Annotated in this window: 12 protein-coding genes; 6 read left to right on the top strand and 6 right to left on the bottom strand. The window is 71.0% G+C overall.

Annotation, left to right across the window (positions count from 1 at the left end; all coding sequences use genetic code 11):
• Nucleotides 1-148: 148 nt before the first annotated feature.
• Nucleotides 149-1,639 carry a 30S ribosomal protein S1 gene (gene rpsA / locus ACFXDE_RS10260; RefSeq protein WP_218202410.1) on the bottom strand — a complete coding sequence of 497 codons (1,491 nt, stop codon included), beginning with the start codon at nucleotides 1,637-1,639 and terminating at the stop codon, nucleotides 149-151.
• A 415-nt stretch (nucleotides 1,640-2,054) separates the two neighbouring features.
• Here rpsA and ACFXDE_RS10265 point away from each other — a divergent pair, with 415 nt between their 5' ends.
• The gene (locus ACFXDE_RS10265) at nucleotides 2,055-2,909 is read left to right on the top strand and encodes a class I SAM-dependent methyltransferase (RefSeq protein WP_380441023.1); all 855 of its coding nucleotides are present in this window, start codon (nucleotides 2,055-2,057) and stop codon (nucleotides 2,907-2,909) included.
• A 2-nt stretch (nucleotides 2,910-2,911) separates the two neighbouring features.
• The gene (gene hrpB / locus ACFXDE_RS10270) at nucleotides 2,912-5,422 is read left to right on the top strand and encodes an ATP-dependent helicase HrpB (protein ID WP_380492765.1); all 2,511 of its coding nucleotides are present in this window, start codon (nucleotides 2,912-2,914) and stop codon (nucleotides 5,420-5,422) included.
• A 5-nt stretch (nucleotides 5,423-5,427) separates the two neighbouring features.
• Here hrpB and ACFXDE_RS10275 read toward each other — a convergent pair whose 3' ends face one another.
• Together ACFXDE_RS10275 and ACFXDE_RS10280 are read right to left on the bottom strand one after the other, a co-directional pair.
• The gene (locus ACFXDE_RS10275; RefSeq protein ID WP_380492767.1) at nucleotides 5,428-5,562 is read right to left on the bottom strand and encodes a DUF397 domain-containing protein; all 135 of its coding nucleotides are present in this window, start codon (nucleotides 5,560-5,562) and stop codon (nucleotides 5,428-5,430) included.
• Nucleotides 5,525-6,469, bottom strand: a complete 945-nt coding sequence (locus ACFXDE_RS10280) for a helix-turn-helix domain-containing protein (RefSeq protein WP_380492769.1) — start codon at nucleotides 6,467-6,469, stop codon at nucleotides 5,525-5,527. The genes ACFXDE_RS10275 and ACFXDE_RS10280 overlap by 38 nt, the downstream gene beginning before the upstream one ends.
• A 501-nt stretch (nucleotides 6,470-6,970) precedes the next feature.
• Between ACFXDE_RS10280 and ACFXDE_RS10285 the strand changes: the two genes are divergently transcribed.
• Nucleotides 6,971-7,558, top strand: a complete 588-nt coding sequence (locus ACFXDE_RS10285) for a hypothetical protein (RefSeq protein ID WP_380492771.1) — start codon at nucleotides 6,971-6,973, stop codon at nucleotides 7,556-7,558.
• 201 nt (nucleotides 7,559-7,759) lie between these two features.
• Here the strand turns inward: ACFXDE_RS10285 and hemC are convergent, their stop codons facing one another.
• Complete coding sequence (gene hemC, locus ACFXDE_RS10290; protein ID WP_380492773.1) at nucleotides 7,760-8,686, bottom strand: hydroxymethylbilane synthase; 927 nt, start codon at nucleotides 8,684-8,686, stop codon at nucleotides 7,760-7,762.
• Nucleotides 8,687-8,843: 157 nt separating this feature from the next.
• A complete protein-coding gene (locus tag ACFXDE_RS10295; protein WP_380492775.1) occupies nucleotides 8,844-9,452 on the bottom strand; it encodes a hypothetical protein in 609 nt (202 codons plus the stop codon).
• 221 nt (nucleotides 9,453-9,673) lie between these two features.
• Between ACFXDE_RS10295 and ACFXDE_RS10300 the strand changes: the two genes are divergently transcribed.
• Entirely contained in the window at nucleotides 9,674-10,402 is a 729-nt protein-coding gene (locus tag ACFXDE_RS10300; protein ID WP_380492777.1) for an SDR family oxidoreductase, read from the top strand.
• Between the two features lie 71 nt (nucleotides 10,403-10,473).
• On the opposite strand, the gene polA is transcribed toward ACFXDE_RS10300, so the two are convergent.
• Entirely contained in the window at nucleotides 10,474-13,164 is a 2,691-nt protein-coding gene (gene polA, locus ACFXDE_RS10305) for a DNA polymerase I (RefSeq protein ID WP_380492879.1), read from the bottom strand.
• A 365-nt stretch (nucleotides 13,165-13,529) separates the two neighbouring features.
• Between polA and ACFXDE_RS10310 the strand changes: the two genes are divergently transcribed.
• Nucleotides 13,530-13,994 (top strand): hotdog fold thioesterase, encoded by a 465-nt coding sequence (locus ACFXDE_RS10310; protein WP_329928273.1) that lies wholly within the window; start codon nucleotides 13,530-13,532, stop codon nucleotides 13,992-13,994.
• A 590-nt stretch (nucleotides 13,995-14,584) separates the two neighbouring features.
• Nucleotides 14,585-15,817: a branched-chain amino acid ABC transporter substrate-binding protein gene (locus ACFXDE_RS10315; protein WP_380492779.1), complete on the top strand. Its 1,233-nt coding sequence runs from the start codon at nucleotides 14,585-14,587 to the stop codon at nucleotides 15,815-15,817.
• Nucleotides 15,818-16,073: the final 256 nt, after the last annotated feature.

Here is a 16,073-nt window from a genome sequence, read left to right on the forward strand (position 1 = left end):
GGCGTTGGGTTGGGCTTTCACAAAAAACACACCATCCCCCAAAAAAAAACACCAAAACAAACACCCCCTAAACGCCCTGCCCCCCCCCCCCGCCCCCACGCGGGGGCCCGCCCCTCCCCTAGCTAGTCGCCAGCGGGAAGCGAGAGCCTCAGCTCTGGCCGCCGGCCAGCTTCTCGCGCAGGGCGGCCAGGGCCTCGTCGGAGGCCAGGGCGCCCGAGCCCTCGTCGCTGCTGGACGAGTAGGAGCCACCGGCGGCGGCGGCAACCGCGTCGCCACCCTCGGCAGCGGCCTCGGCGTCGGCCTCGCGGCTCTTGATGACCTGGGCCTGGTGCTGCTCGAAGCGGGCCTGCGCCTCGGCGTACTGGCGCTCCCACTCCTCACGCTGCTTCTCGAAGCCGGGCAGCCAGTCGTTCGCCTCGGGGTCGAAGCCCTCCGGGTAGATGTAGTTGCCCTGGTCGTCGTACGAGGCGGCCATGCCGTACAGGGTCGGGTCGAACTCGACCTCGGCCGGGTTGGCACCCAGGGCCTCGTTGGCCTGCTTCAGCGACAGGCTGATGCGACGACGCTCGAGGTCGATGTCGATGACCTTGACGAAGATCTCGTCGCCGACCTGGACGACCTGCTCCGGGATCTCGACGTGGCGCTCGGCCAGCTCGGAGATGTGGACCAGACCCTCGATGCCCTCGTCCACGCGGACGAACGCACCGAACGGAACCAGCTTGGTGACCTTGCCGGGGACGACCTGGCCGATCTGGTGCGTGCGGGCGAACTGCTGCCACGGGTCCTCCTGGGTCGCCTTCAGCGACAGGGAGACGCGCTCGCGGTCCATGTCAACGTCGAGAACCTCGACGGTGACCTCCTGACCGACCTCGACGACCTCGGACGGGTGGTCGATGTGCTTCCAGGACAGCTCGGAGACGTGCACCAGGCCGTCGACGCCACCCAGGTCCACGAAGGCACCGAAGTTGACGATCGAGGAGACGACGCCGGAGCGCACCTGACCCTTCTGGAGGGTGGTGAGGAAGGTCTGGCGGACCTCGCTCTGGGTCTGCTCCAGCCAGGCACGGCGGGACAGGACCACGTTGTTGCGGTTCTTGTCCAGCTCGATGATCTTGGCCTCGAGCTCCTTGCCCACGTAGGGCTGGAGGTCGCGGACGCGGCGCATCTCGACGAGCGAGGCCGGGAGGAAGCCGCGGAGGCCGATGTCGAGGATGAGACCACCCTTGACGACCTCGATGACGGTACCGGTGACGATGCCGTCCTCTTCCTTGATCTTCTCGATCGTGCCCCAGGCACGCTCGTACTGAGCGCGCTTCTTGGACAGGATGAGACGACCCTCCTTGTCCTCCTTCTGGAGAACCAGGGCCTCGATGTTGTCACCGACGGCGACGACCTCGTGCGGGTCAACGTCGTGCTTGATCGAGAGCTCGCGGGACGGGATGACGCCCTCGGTCTTGTAACCGATGTCGAGGAGGACCTCGTCACGGTCGACCTTCACGATGACGCCCTCGACGATGTCGCCATCGTTGAAGTACTTGATGGTCTCGTCGATGGCGGCGAGGAAGGCCTCCGCGTCGCCGATGTCGTTGACCGCGACCTGCGGGGTGGTGCTGAGGGAGGAGTCGGTGGGGCTCGTCATTAGGAAAAGGGCTCCGGTACGGACATGAAAGTCGTAGGTAATGCCACGCGGAGGGCCCGTATCGCTCCCACCGAAAGCCGGACAGCCAAGAACACGGCGCACCGGCCTTCCCGTAGACAACGAGAACCGGCGTCCGTCTTGCGACCGTGGGGTCTTCGACAGATGCGAGCGCGACCTGCTCCGTCCGAGGCGCGCAGGCCCGCAGCGCAACTTGTAGCATACGGGGACGGCCAGGCACGGTCAACGCCAAGAGCGGCAAGACGGTGGAGCCTGGTACGGATCAGGCCATATCCTCCGATTGCGCGCCTGACGGCGGCGCCCGCAGGGGCCCTACTCCCCGGATGCCACCGCCTGGATCCGAGCCCTCTCGGGCCGGCTCGCGGCAGCGGCGCTTCCGCACACCACACCCTACGCGATGGGCATTATCACCGTGGCCACCACCCCCCAGTCCGAGCTCAACGATCTTGACGACGACGGCGACGACGCGGTAAGGCGCCAGGCCGGAGCCGGTGAGAGCAGCCGCGCCAGCCGGCACTGGTGGGACCGCAACGCGGACGAGTACCAGGACGAGCACGGCGAGTTCCTCGGCGACGACCGCTTCACCTGGTGCCCGGAGGGCCTGGACGAGGCCGACGCCCGGCTGCTGGGCGACGTGGCCGGAAAGGACGTCCTGGAGCTCGGCGCCGGCGCCGCCCAGTGCTCGCGCTGGCTCGCCGGCCGGGGCGCGCGGCCGGTCGCCCTGGACATCTCCTTCCGCCAGCTCCAGCACTCCCGCCGGATCGACCTCGGCCGCGGCGACGCGCCCGTCCCGGTCGTCCAGGCCGACGCCGCCGTGCTGCCCTTCGCCGACGGCTCCTTCGACATCGTCTGCTCCGCCTACGGCGCGGTGCCGTTCAGCGCCGACACCGCGCGCCTGATGCGCGAGGTGCACCGGGTGCTGCGGCCCGGCGGGCGCTGGGTGTTCTCGGTGACCCACCCGATCCGCTGGGCCTTCCCCGACGAGCCGGGCGTCGAGGGCCTCACCGCGACCGCCTCCTACTTCGACCGCACCCCGTACGTCGAGGAGGACGAGCAGGGGCGCGCCAGCTACGTCGAGCACCACCGCACCACCGGCGACCGGGTCCGCGAACTCGTCGGCGCCGGCTTCCGGTTGCTGGACCTGGTCGAGCCGGAGTGGCCGGCCGGCCTGGAGCAGGAGTGGGGCGGCTGGTCCCCGCTGCGCGGGCGGCTGATCCCCGGCACCGCGATCTTCGTGGCCGAGCGGGGCTGACCTTGCATCCTTCGTGGCGGGAACTCCCGGTCCGCACCGCCCTGCCCGCCCTCCACCGCGCGCTGGACGGGCACGGCGCCGCCGTCCTCGCGGCGCCGCCCGGCACCGGCAAGACGACGCTGGTGCCGCTGGCGCTGGCGGGGCTGCTCGGTTCCGGTCCTTCTCGACGCGTGCTCGTCGCCGAGCCGCGGCGGCTCGCGGTGCGGGCCGCCGCGCGACGGATGGCCTGGCTGCTCGGCTCGTCCGTGGGCCGCGAAGTCGGCTACACCGTACGCGGGGAGCGTCGCGTCGGGCCCTCGACGGTCGTGGAGGTCGTCACCACCGGTGTGCTGCTGCAACGGTTGCAGCGCGACCAGGAGCTGCCGGGCGTGGACGTGGTCGTCCTGGACGAGTGCCACGAGCGGCACCTCGACGCCGACACCGCGCTCGCGTTCCTGCTCGACGTCCGGGCGGCGCTGCGGCCGGAGCTGCGGCTGGTCTGCGCCTCGGCCACCTCGGACACCGAGGCCTGGGCCGAACTCCTCGGCCGTGCACCGGTGGTGGAGGCCCACGGCATCTCCCACCCGGTCGACGTCGTGTGGGCACCGCCGCCGTGCGCCGTCCGGCCGGCGCACGGCACGCGGGTCGACCCGGCGCTGCTCGACCACGTCGCGGCGGTGGTGCGGCGAGCGCTGAGCGAGCAGGAGGGGGACGTGCTCTGCTTCCTGCCCGGCGTCGGCGAGATCGCGCGGGTGGCAGGGCAGTTGGGCGGCTTGTCCGCGGACGTCCTGCAACTGCACGGCCGCGCGCCGCAGGCCGTGCAGGACGCCGCGCTCTCGGTTGGGGAACGCCGTCGGGTCGTCCTGGCCACCGCCGTCGCCGAGTCCTCGCTCACCGTGCCCGGCGTCCGCGTTGTCGTCGACGCCGGACTCGCCCGCGAACCGCGCACCGACCACGCCCGCGGCCTGGCCGCCCTCGTCACCGTCCGCGCCTCGCTCGCCGCCGCCCGCCAGCGCGCGGGCCGCGCCGGGCGCGAGGCCCCGGGCACCGTCTACCGGTGCTGGGCCGAGGCCGAGGACGCGCTCGCTGCCCGCTTCCCCACACCCGAGATCGCGCTCGCCGACCTCACCCCGTTCGCGCTGCAGGCCGCCTGCTGGGGCGACCCTGACGCCACGGGCCTCGCCCTGCCCGACCGGCCCCCGGCGGGCGCGATGGCCGCCGCCCGGCAGACGCTGCAGGCGTTGGGCGCGGTCGACGCCGACGGCCGGGCGACGACGCGCGGCGTCCGCCTCGCCCGGACGGGGCTGCACCCCCGGTTGGGGCGCGCGCTGGTCGACGGGGCTCCCGCAGTCGGTGCGCGGCGAGCGGCCGAGGTGGTCGCGCTGCTCTCCGAGGAACCTCCGCGGGCACTCGGCGACGACCTGGGCGCGGTGTGGCGGACGGTCCGCTCGTCCAAGGACCCCTACGCCGGCCGCTGGCGCGACGAAGTCCGCCGCTTGGAGCGCGCTGCGGGCGACGAGCCCGCCACTCGGCTTCCCGACACGACCGCCGTGGGCCTGGTCGTGGCCCTCGCCTTCCCCGAGCGGATCGCCCGCGCGCGGGTGGAGAAGCCGGCACCCGGCGAGCGCAGCCCCTACCTGATGGCCTCCGGAACGGCCGCCGAGCTGGCCCCCGGCACGACGCTGGGCGCGCTGCCCTGGCTGGCCGTGGCGGTCGCCGACCGCCCGGCGGGCTCACACTCGGCGCGCATCCTGCACGCCGCAGCACTGGACGAGGACACCGCCCGCCTCGCGGGAGCGCCACTGCTCACGACCGCTGAGGAAGTCCACTGGGACACCCGACGAAGCGAGGTGGTCTCCCGCCGGCTCGATTCCCTGGGAGCGATCGAGCTTTCCGCGTCCCCTTTGGACCGCCCCGACCCGCTGCTGGTCCGCGCCTCCGTCCTGGAAGGCCTGACCCGAGAGGGCGTCAGCGCGCTCCTGACCTTTCCGTCCCCCGGCCTACGCGAACGCCTGGCCTTCCTGCACACGGCGATCGGCGCGCCCTGGCCGGACGTCTCCGATGCCTCGCTCCTGGAACGCGCCGAAGAGTGGCTGGAACCCGAACTCTCCCGCGCCCGCCGCCGATCCGACCTCGCGAGGATCGATACGACGTCTGCCCTCCAACGCCTACTCCCCTGGGCCACCGGGGAGGCAGGCCGCCTGGACGAGCTCGCCCCCGAGCGGATCACGGTGCCGTCCGGCTCCAAGATCCGAGTCGACTACAGCGACGAACGCCCAGTACTGGCCGTCAAGTTGCAAGAACTCTTCGGCTGGACGGCCACGCCCGCCCTGGCGGGAGGCCGCGTCCCGCTGACCATCCACCTGCTCTCCCCAGCGGGCCGCCCCGCAGCAGTCACAGGAGACCTGGCGTCCTTCTGGCAGACCGGCTACCACGCCGTCCGCGCAGATCTCAGGGGCCGCTACCCCCGCCACCCCTGGCCGGAGGACCCGACGACGGCAGAGCCCACCCGCCGCACCAACGCGAGGAAGTGACGGAGCTACAGCTCCGAGAAGTCACCAGCCTGAAGCCCGGAGAGGAAGGAAGCCCAAGCGGGGGCCGGAAACACAAGCACCGGCCCCTGCGGGTCCTTGGAGTCACGCACGGGGACGAGGCCGGGGAACCCGGGGGCCACCTCGATGCAGTCGCCGCCGTTCGTGCCGCTGTAGCTGCTCTTGCACCAACTGGCTTCGTTGAGCTCGTTCCACGTCATCTCTGAACCCCTCCAGCGCCTCGGCGATCAGCGCGAGCGATTCGGCCGCCGTGAGTGCATCGCCGCGCAGCCGATCATAGCGCCGCCGATGCCCGGAAACGATGGCCGGATCGCCGCTGGGACACCCCATGTCAAGACTCTCCGAATACACCGAGTGTTGTCCATCGGGCATCTCCAGAAGGACCATTGACATGTTGATGATCGTCGCCCGAGCCGTGAACGGCACCACCTGAACGACGATGTTTCCGTGCTCAGCAACGCGCAGCAGGTGATACATCTGCCGCACCATCACCCTCGGCCCGCCAACCACCGACCGGATGGCACTTTCGTCCAGAAGCACGACCAACTGCGGCCCACCCTCGGCGAGGAACCGCTCCTGCCTCGCAAGCCTCGCGTTGACCCGATCCTCGATCACTTCAGGGCGTTCGTCGGTCCCACCCGCCTCGAACATCGCCCTCGCGTAGTCCCTGCATTGCAGCAGCCCATGAACGTAGTTCGCCTGGAACGCCTGGAGCCCCGCTGCCTCGGCCTCCGTATCCGCATGGGCCTGGAACCAGTCCGGATGCTCGACCTGAGCCGTCCAGTCGACCCGCCCGTACAGCCGCTTCAGCAAGTCGCCCGTGCCGTATAGCCGATCAAGCTCCTCGACCTCCTCGGCCGACGGCTTGCGCTTCCCGCCCTCGGTCCGCGAGATCACCGTCCGGTCGCAGTGCAGGAGCTTGCCCACGTCCTCCTGCCGGTAGCCCGCCGCATCGCGGGCGAAGCGGATCTCCTCGCCGAACATGATCGCGGAGCTCGCCGTCGTCCCCCTGGCCTTCCGCTGCGTCATCACTGCCCCCAGTTGTGCACCACACGCCCGCACGCCGATCTGGCGTCACCGTACCTCTGCGGCCCCACCGGCTAACACCAGAACGCAATCATTTACATGCACAGCGTGATGGCGCACTACCCTCGCGCTCCCTCATCCGCCCCCTGGGGAACTTTCGCCGCACTCGTCTCCCGCGTTGGTTCCACGCCCTGGCCCGCCGAGGCCGACACCAGCGAACTCCTCACCACCACCCCCACCTCCGACTCCCGCATCAAACCCGCCCTCACCCACTGCCGCACCCAAGCCGCCACCCACAAGAAGTCGACCCCACCGACTTCCTGCGCTCCCCCGCCGTCACCGTCCCGGCCGAAGCCGATCACGGCATGACCGGGCGGAGCACATAATTCGTGGTCGAATCGGGCGAACGTTGGCAGGGTGTGGTGCACGGACTCCCAGCTCAACGATGTCCGAGCCCGCCCACTGACCACGCCCCCGAACGGGCCCGCACCGCTTGGAAATCGCATGACCCACGACCACAACCTCCCCACCCGCTCCGCCCGACAGGAAGCACTGCTCCTGACGGGCACGGTCGGTGTGGGCAAGACCGCCACCGCCGATCTGCTGGGTGACCTGCTGGCCGACAGGGGCGTGCCGCACGCGGTCATCGACCTCGACCGGCTCTGCCAGGCGTGGCCCGCCCCCGACGGAGACCCGTTCCAGCACCGTCTCCTGCTCGCCAACCTGCGGGCGGTCGCCGGCAACTACCGCGCGGCGGGCGCCCAGCGCCTCGTGCTGGCCGGCGTCGCCGAGAACACCGCCGAACGGAACGCCTACCAGGAGGCCCTGGGCATGCCGCTGAGGGTGTGCCGCCTGACCGCAGACCTCGCCACCGTCCACGCCCGGCTCCGGACGCGGCACGAAACCGATCACGACACGGCCTCCCTGCCCTGGCACCTGCGGCGGGCCGAGGAACTCCACCTCGTCCTGGAAGCGGCCGGGATCTCCGACATCACCGTCGACACCACCGACCTGACACCAGCCCAGGCCGCCTCCGCCGTCCTCGAAGCCACCCACTGGACCGACGCCACCACCACCGACGGACACATCTGACCGTCCGACCCTGAGCCTGTTCGGCTGTGGCAACCCCGGCCAACCACCGAACCACGCACAGGAAGTCGACCCACCCGACTTCCCGCGCAGCAGAACCACCCCGGACAGCGAGCATGCCGACCGGTGGGCATCCTCACAGCCCTCAGCTCAAGCGGACCGGACCATCACCTACGCGGCCCTGGACGTGTCCCGCCTCCGCGCCTAAGCCGCCGGCCGGGCCTCCACCAGGATCTTCTCCGCACCTTGGTCCAGCAGGAGGCCGGCCACCTGCATGCCCAGCTTCTCCGGCTCGCCCAACGGACCGGAGCAGTGGGCCTCCAGTTGCCGCCCGCCGTCCACGGAGGTGACCTGCCCGTGCAGGGTCAGCACGTCGCCGTCGGCCTTGCCGAAAGCACCGACCGGCACCGAGCAACCGCCGTGGAGCTCGGCCAGCATCGCCCGCTCGGCCCGCACCTCCGCATCCGTCACCGGGTCGCCGGCGCCGGCCAGGATCTCGCGGGCCAGCTCGTTGTCCTCCCGGATCTGGATGCCCAGCGCGCCCTGCCCCGGCGACGGCGGGAACAGCCCGATCGGCAGGATCTCGCTGATCTCCTCGCCGCGGCCGAGCCGCTTGATCCCGGCCGCCGCCAGCACCACCGCGTCCAGCCGCTGTGTCCGGAGCTTGCCGAGGCGGGTCGGCACGTTCCCCCGGATCTCCACCGGCACCAGGTCCGGGCGGACGTGCAGCAGCTGGGCGATCCGGCGCGACGCCGAGGTGCCGATCCTTCCGCCGTACGGGAGATCGGCCAATTTCGAGCCGCACAGCGCGTCGTGCACGTCGGCACGGGTGGGCGGGGGCAGGAGGAACAGGCCGGGCGGGTTCGCGGTCGGCAGGTCCTTGAGCGAGTGCACGATCACATCGACCTCGCCGGACGCCAGCGCGTTCACCTGGTTCACGGAGAAGGCCGAGCCTCCGCCGCGCTCCGACACCTCCCGGAGAGCCGACCTGCGGTCCTGGTCCCCGGCTTCCGTGATCACCCGCTGGCGGAAGACCACATCGGGGAAGCGCTCCCGCAGCGGCGCCAGGAACTCCCTCACCTGGGCCCGCGCCAGATGGCTGGCCCGCGACCCCACCACCAGTGCGCTCATACGCCAACTCCCGGCATCTGACGAGATGTTGACCGCATGCTACCCGCCACGGACACGCCCGGTTTCCGACGGTTCGTCGGGACCCTGCTCGGGGCACCTGCCGGTGACGGCACGCGGACTCATCCGGGACGGACATGTCCTGGTCGAGATCCCTGCCTCAGTGCACGGAGCCCGGCGTGAATGCCGGGGCCGGGGGGCGCGGGATCGGGATGCCGGTCTGGACCGGGCCGCAGACCATGACCTGGGCGGCCCCGCGCGGGTAGCAGTCGCCCGAGCCGGGCTGCGGGGTCGTCGAGCAGACGGTGCAGGGCACGGGCGGGATGGTGTGGGGGTCCTGGGCGGCCGGGGGCTTCGGGTCCTGGGGCTTCGGCTTCGGTGCGGGGGTGTCGGCCGTCCTGGGGTGCGCTGCCGGGGTGCTCGTCGGCTTCTTCGCGGCGGGGGCCGGAGCGTCGCTCGTGGGTTCCGCTGTGGGGGTCGCCGTCTCCGTGGCGGACGGCTGCGGCGACGGCGGCGCCTCGGTCGGACTCGGCGTCGGCGTGGCTGCCACCGTGGCCGTCACAGTCGGGACAGCAGTCGGGACGGCAGTCGGGACAGCGGTCGGGCTCGCACTCGCGGTCGCCACGGCCGTCGGCGTCACGCCGTCCGCACCGGACAGCGCCCACACCGAGCCGCCGACGAGCAGCAGCGCCACCGCCGCGGCAGCCGGAATCACCAACCGGGGCCGCTGGTACCACTTCTGCCCCGCGCCCTCGTCCACCTCGGCCAACGCCCGCTCCCCCGCCCTGCGCCGCGCCCTTCGCGCAGCGAACCGAGCAGATCGTAGCGGCGGGCCAGGACCGTCATCGACGCCCCCGGTCTCCCCCGGCGAGGGGATGGCTCCGGCCGTCCAGGAGGATGTGACACCGCTGTGCGTCGGCAAGCCTGGACGCATGGCCGGCAGGAACTGCCGCCACCGCAACACCCGATCCGCCAGCCAGGAGCACTGACATGAGATTCGACGACCACCGGGTGGTCATCACCGCTGCCGGCCGGGACTTCGGGCGCACCTTGGCCGTTCGTCTCGCGGACCTCGGCGCCGAGGTGTTCCTGTCCGCGCGCACTCTCGCCGCCGCCGAGCGGGTCCGCGACGAGATTCGTGACCGAGGGCACCAGCGCGTCCACGCCTTCGCCTGTGACCTGACGGACCCCGCCTCGATCCGCGGCTTCGCTGCCGGAGTCGGCCGGCACACCGACCACGTCGACGTGCTGATCAACAACGGCTCCCGCTACCTCGAAGGCCCGGACCTCCTGTCCGCCTCCGATGCCGAGGTCGTCGACACGATCGCCTCCGGCGCCACCGGCACCGTCCTGACCGTGAAGAGCTTCCTCCCCCTCCTGCTCAACTCGGACAAGCCGGATGTGGTGACCATGGTCTCCGCCTGCGGCACCGCTGGGCATCACCGGTCGGACGCGCACGACGCCTTCTACGCGGCCAAGAGCGCCCAGGCAGGGTTCGTCGACATCCTCTCCAAGCGCCTGCGGCCCCAGGGGGTTCGGGTGATCTCCCTCTACCCTCCCGACTTCGCCAACCCCGACCCCCTCGCCGAGGAGTGGGAGACCACACCGCGCGGGGCCGAGGACGCCCTCACCGCGCAGTCCCTCGTGCAGTGCGTCCTCTTCGCGGTCGCCCAGCCCCGCGACTGCTTCATCAAGGCGTTCCACTTCGAGCAGGTCTGAAGCGGGATCTCCTCCGAGCCCAAAACCGGTGGGCCCGGGCGCTGCACGCGTCCGGGCCCACCGAATTAGCGTCAGTGCGCCGCCGCCTCCCAGTTGGCGCCGATGCCGACCGACACGTCGAGCGGGGCGCGCAGCGGGTAGGCGCCGGCCATCTGCTCGCGGACGATCGCCTCGACCGGCTCGCGCTCGCCCGGGGCCAGCTCCAGCACGATTTCGTCGTGGACCTGGAGCAGCATCCGGGAGGTGAGGCCGGCCTCGCGCAGGGCGTCGTCGACGCGCAGCATGGCGATCTTGACGATGTCGGCGGCCGAGCCCTGGATCGGGGCGTTGAGGGCCATCCGCTCGGCCATCTCGCGGCGCTGGCGGTTGTCGCTGTTGAGGTCGGGCAGGTAGCGGCGGCGGCCGAGGAGGGTCTCGGTGTAGCCGGTGGCCCGGGCCTCGTCGACGACGCGGCGCAGGTAGTCGCGCACCCCGCCGAAGCGCTCGAAGTAGGTGTCCATCAGGCCCTGCGCCTCGGCCGGCTTGATGCCGAGCTGCTGCGAGAGCCCGTAGGCGGAGAGGCCGTAGGCGAGGCCGTAGGACATCGCCTTGATCTTGCGGCGCATCTCGGCGTCCACCGAGCCGCCCGGGACCTCGAAGACCTGGGAGGCGACGGTGGTGTGGAGGTCCTCGCCGGAGGCGAAGGCCTCGATCAGGGCCTCGTCCTCCGACAGGTGGGCCATGATGCGCAGTTCGATCTGGGAGTAGTCGGCCGTGAGCAGTGACTCGTAGCCCTCGCCGACGATGAAGGCGCGGCGGATGGCGCGCCCCTCCTCCGTGCGGACGGGGATGTTCTGCAGGTTGGGGTCCTGCGAGGAGAGCCGGCCGGTGGCGGCCACCATCTGGTTGAAGGTGGTGTGGATGCGGCCCTTGGGCGAGACGGTCTTGAGCAGGCCCTCGACGGTGGTGCGCAGCTTGGCCTGGTCGCGGTGGCGCAGCAGGATGACCGGCAGTTCGTTGTCGGTCTGGGTGGCGAGCCAGGTGAGGGCGTCGGCGTCGGTGGTGTAGCCGGTCTTGATCTTCTTGGTCTTGGGGAGTGCGAGCTCGCCGAAGAGGATCTCCTGGAGCTGCTTGGGCGAGCCGAGGTTGAACTCGTGCCCGGCGGCGGCGTGCGCCTCTTCGACGCAGCGCTGGATCTCGGCGGCGAACTGCGTCTCCAGCGTGGTGAGCCAGTCGCGGTCGGCGGCGATGCCGTAGCGCTCCATGCGGGCGAGCAGGGCGGCGATGGGCAGTTCCATGTCGTGCATGAGCTCGACGGCGCCGACCTCGGCGAGGCGGGTGTCGAAGAGGGCGGCGAGGTCGAGGACGGCGCGGGCCTGGAGCATGAGGGCCTGGGCGCCCGCCGCCGGGTCCTCCTCGGGGGCGTCGAAGGCGAGCTGGCCGCTCTCGGCCGCCGGGGCCGCGGGGGTGAGCGAGCGGGCCAGGTACTCCTCGGCGAGGACCTCCAGGGTGAAGGTGCGGCGGCCGGGCTTCTCCAGGTAGGCGGCGAGGGCGGTGTCGGCGACGACGCCCTCGATCGTCCAGCCGCGCTCGGCGAAGGCGCGCATGACCTGCTTGGCGATGTGCAGGGCCTTGGGGGCGGCCGCGTCGGCGAGCCAGGCGGCGAAGGCCCGCTCGTCCTCCTCCGCGAGCAGGGCCGGGTCGAACCAGGCGGCCGTCTCCCCCACGGCGAGGGCGACTTCGGTGACCTCGCCGGTGCCGAGCGCCCACTGGTAGACGGCGGCCAGCGCGACCGGCGTCTTGCCGTCGGCGGCGTGCTCGCGCAGCCAGGCTGCCAGCGTGCCCGGGTCGGTGAGCAGTTCGCCGTCGACCTCGACGCCGGGGGCGAGTTCGGCTTCGGCGGCCTCCGAACCGTCGGCCGGGTCGATGCCGAAGACGCGGTCGCGGAAGTTGGCGTTGCGGAACTCCAGCGACTCCATCAGGGTGCCGACGGCGGCCTTGTCGAAGGAGGCGCGGGCCAGGTCGGGCACGCCGAGCGGGAGTTCGACGTCGCGGACGAGCTCGGTGAGGACGCGGTTGCGCTTGACGGAGTCGAGGTGCTCGCGCAGCTTCTCGCCGATCTTGCCCTTCACCTCGTCGGCGCGGGAGACGAGTTCGTCGAAGGAGCCGAACTGGTTGACCCACTTGGCGGCGGTCTTCTCGCCGACGCCGGGGATGCCGGGCAGGTTGTCCGACGGGTCGCCGCGCAGGGCGGCGAGGTCGGGGTACTGGCGCGGGGTGACGCCGTACTTCTCGGCGACCTTCTCCGGGGTGTAGCGGGTGAGTTCGGAGACGCCCTTGGTCGGGTAGAGGACGGTGACGTGCTCGGTGACCAGCTGGAGGGAGTCCCGGTCGCCGGTGACGATGTCGACGTCGAAGCCGGCCGCCTCGGCGGCGGTGGCCAGGGTGGCGATGATGTCGTCGGCCTCGAAGCCCTCGGCGGTCAGCCGCGGGACGTTCATCGCGTCGAGCAGTTCGCCGATCAGGCCGATCTGGCTGCGGAACTCGTCGGGCGTCTTGGCGCGGTTGGCCTTGTAGTCGGGGAACTCGACGGAGCGGAACGTCTGGCGGGAGAGGTCGAAGGCGACCGCGAGGTGGGTGGGCTGTTCGTCACGGACGGTGTTGGCGAGCATCGAGGCGAAGCCGTAGACCGCGTTGGTGGGCTGGCCGGTGGAGGTGTTGAAGTTCTCCACGGGCAGGGCGTAGAAGGCCCGGTAGGCCATCGAGTGCCCGTCGAGCAGCATCAGCCGGGGCCGCCGGCCGGCCCCGCCGCCACCCGTCGCGCCCTTGTCCGTACTCTGCGTAGCCACGTCAACGTCCGTTCCTGCCGATTCCACTACCGGCCCCCGATCCTATGGCCCGGCACCGACAAAACGGGGCGCGCCGGACGGGAGTGCGACGCGCCCGGGCGAGGCGGCGGGCCGTGGCTACCGTCGAGTAGGACGGTCGTACGATCACAGTCGGCACGACCGGCACGACCGGCACGACGAGCACCACCACGACGGCCGGCCCGGCCTGCACAGCCGGCACCACCGGCATCGCCCGCACCACCAGCACCACCAGCAGCACCAGCAGCACGACGTGACCCCCGAGCGGCAGGAGTTCCCCCATGACCGACGCGGCCCCCGACGCCACCCCCGTCCTGAAGGTCCCGCAGGAGGTGCTGGACCACTTCGCCAAGCTCGGCGTCAGCCCGGAGACGTTCTCCGGCGGCCACCTCGGCGAGAAGCTCGGCATCCGGATCGTCGAGGCCTCGGGCGACCGGGTGGTCGGCACGATGCCGGTCGAGGGGAACCAGCAGCCGTACGGGCTGCTGCACGGCGGCGCGTCGGCGGCGCTGGCGGAGACGCTCGGCTCGATCGGCGCGATGCTGCACGCGGGCCCGGGCCGGTACGCGGTCGGCGTGGACCTCAACGCCACCCACCACCGCTCGGCGACGTCCGGGCTGGTCACCGGCGTCGCGACGGCCGTCTTCAAGGGGCGCACCGCCGCCACGTACGAGATCGCGATCACCGACGACACCGGCCGCCGGGTCACCAGCTGCCGGCTGACCTGCATGCTGCGCGACCTCTGACGGCCCGCAGGGCGCCGTTGACGGCGTCCCGCCAGGGCAGATGCCCCGTCAGATCTCTTGTCCGCCCCCTTGTTTGACCCTCTGCCATCGTGGGCAGGCGTTGGTCCAGGCAAGGGGGCGGTGGCATATCCGGACACGCGTCAGGATATCCCTCATCCGTAACGCTGCGTAACAGCCAGGAAATCCGAGCATTCGGCCACTCCGAAGCCCGAAGGGCAGCCGGAGCGCCTTGACATGCCATCGTTTGTCCGCAATCCGGACGAGTACGCCCGGAACCTGCACACCGGACAGCGCTGTTCGATTATCGGTGCAGCCAGCAGCAACCCCCATTTCTGGCCCTTACATCGCTCTACCAGCAAGTAAACGCCCGCCGCCGCCGGGTCGGTCGAATCAGAACGACCACATGCTGAGACAAATACTACGTGTGCTCATAACAAGAGAATCACAGCCTCGCTACACCACTGCCCCAGCCGCCTCACGGCGCCTAGAGTCACGGCCAGTCACCGCGCCACCCTGATTGGGCCAGGCCACCGCGCATCCCGGCTCCCGCCACTACGGCGCGGCGCCTTCCTGTACCGAAGGGGACCCCCGTGCGTCATCGTTCCGCAGTTGTCGTGAGCATCTCCGTGATCGCCGCCCTCAGCCTCAGCGCGTGCGGCTCCCGCGGCGACAAGAAGTCCGCCGACGGCGGCGGCAGCGGCTCCGGCACCACCGTCACCATCGGCGTCGACGCCCCGCTCACCGGCGACCTCTCCGCCATCGGCATCGGCATCAAGAACTCGGTCGACCTCGCGGTCAAGAAGGCCAACGAGACGAACGAGGTCCCCGGGGTCAAGTTCGCGATCAAGGCCCTCGACGACACCGCCAAGCCCGCCCCCGGCCAGCAGAACGCCACCCAGCTGGTCGCCGACAGCACCGTCCTCGGCGTCGTCGGCCCCCTCAACTCCAGCGTCGCGCAGTCGATGCAGCAGATCTTCAACGACGCCAACCTCGTCGAGATCTCCCCCGCCAACACCGGCGTCGCCCTCTCCCAGGGCGAGAAGTGGGCCACCGGCGAGAAGAAGCGCCCCTTCAAGAGCTACTTCCGCACCGCCACCACCGACGCCGTCCAGGGCCCCTTCGCCGCCCAGTTCCTCTACACCGACTCGAAGAAGACCAAGGTCTTCATCATCGACGACCAGAAGACCTACGGCGCCGGCCTCGCCGCCACCTTCAAGGGCGAGTTCACCAAGCTCGGCGGCACCGTCGCCGGCGAGGAGCACGTCAACCCCGACGACCGCGACTTCTCCGCCATCGTCACCAAGGTCAAGAGCTCCGGCGCCGAAGCCGTCTACTACGGCGGCGAGTACCCCGCCGCCGGCCCGCTCTCCCTCCAGCTCAAGGAGGCCGGCCTCAACATCCCGCTCATGGGCGGCGACGGCATGCAGAGCGCCGACTACATCAAGCTCAACCCCAAGAGCACCGGCGACTTCGCCACCGCCGTCGGCGGCGACGTCGAGAAGCTCCCCACCGCCGCCAAGTTCATCTCGGACTACAAGGCCGCCGGCTACAAGGACCCGTTCGAGACCTACGGCGGTTACTCCTACGACAGCGCCTGGGCCATCATCGAGGCCGTCAAGAACGTCGTGAGCGCCAACAACGGCAAGCTCCCCTCGAACGCCCGCGCCGCCGTCGTCGACGCCGTCCAGAAGATCTCCTTCGACGGCGTCACCGGCAAGGTCTCCTTCGACGAGTTCGGCGACACCACCAACAAGCAGCTCACCGTCTACACCGTCAAGGACGGCAAGTGGGACGTGGCGAAGTCCGGCACCTTCAACGGCTGAGCCGGCGGCCCGGCGACCAAACCGCCGAGCCACCGGCCCGACGACCGAACCGCTGAGCCACCGGCCCGACGGCCGAGGCACCTTCCTCACCAGCACCACCCGCGCGGGGGCGCCACGAGTGCCCCCGCGCGCGCCCACATACCCCCACCCCACGCGGAAACACCAACGCCCAACGGAGGCCCAGCGGTGGAAGCCCTAACGCAGCAGCTGGCCAACGGACAGATCCTCGCACCCCGCAACCGGCACGACGCGAAAG

The sequence above is a fragment of the Kitasatospora sp. NPDC059408 genome, assembly GCF_042751525.1.
Lineage (GTDB): Bacteria > Actinomycetota > Actinomycetes > Streptomycetales > Streptomycetaceae > Kitasatospora.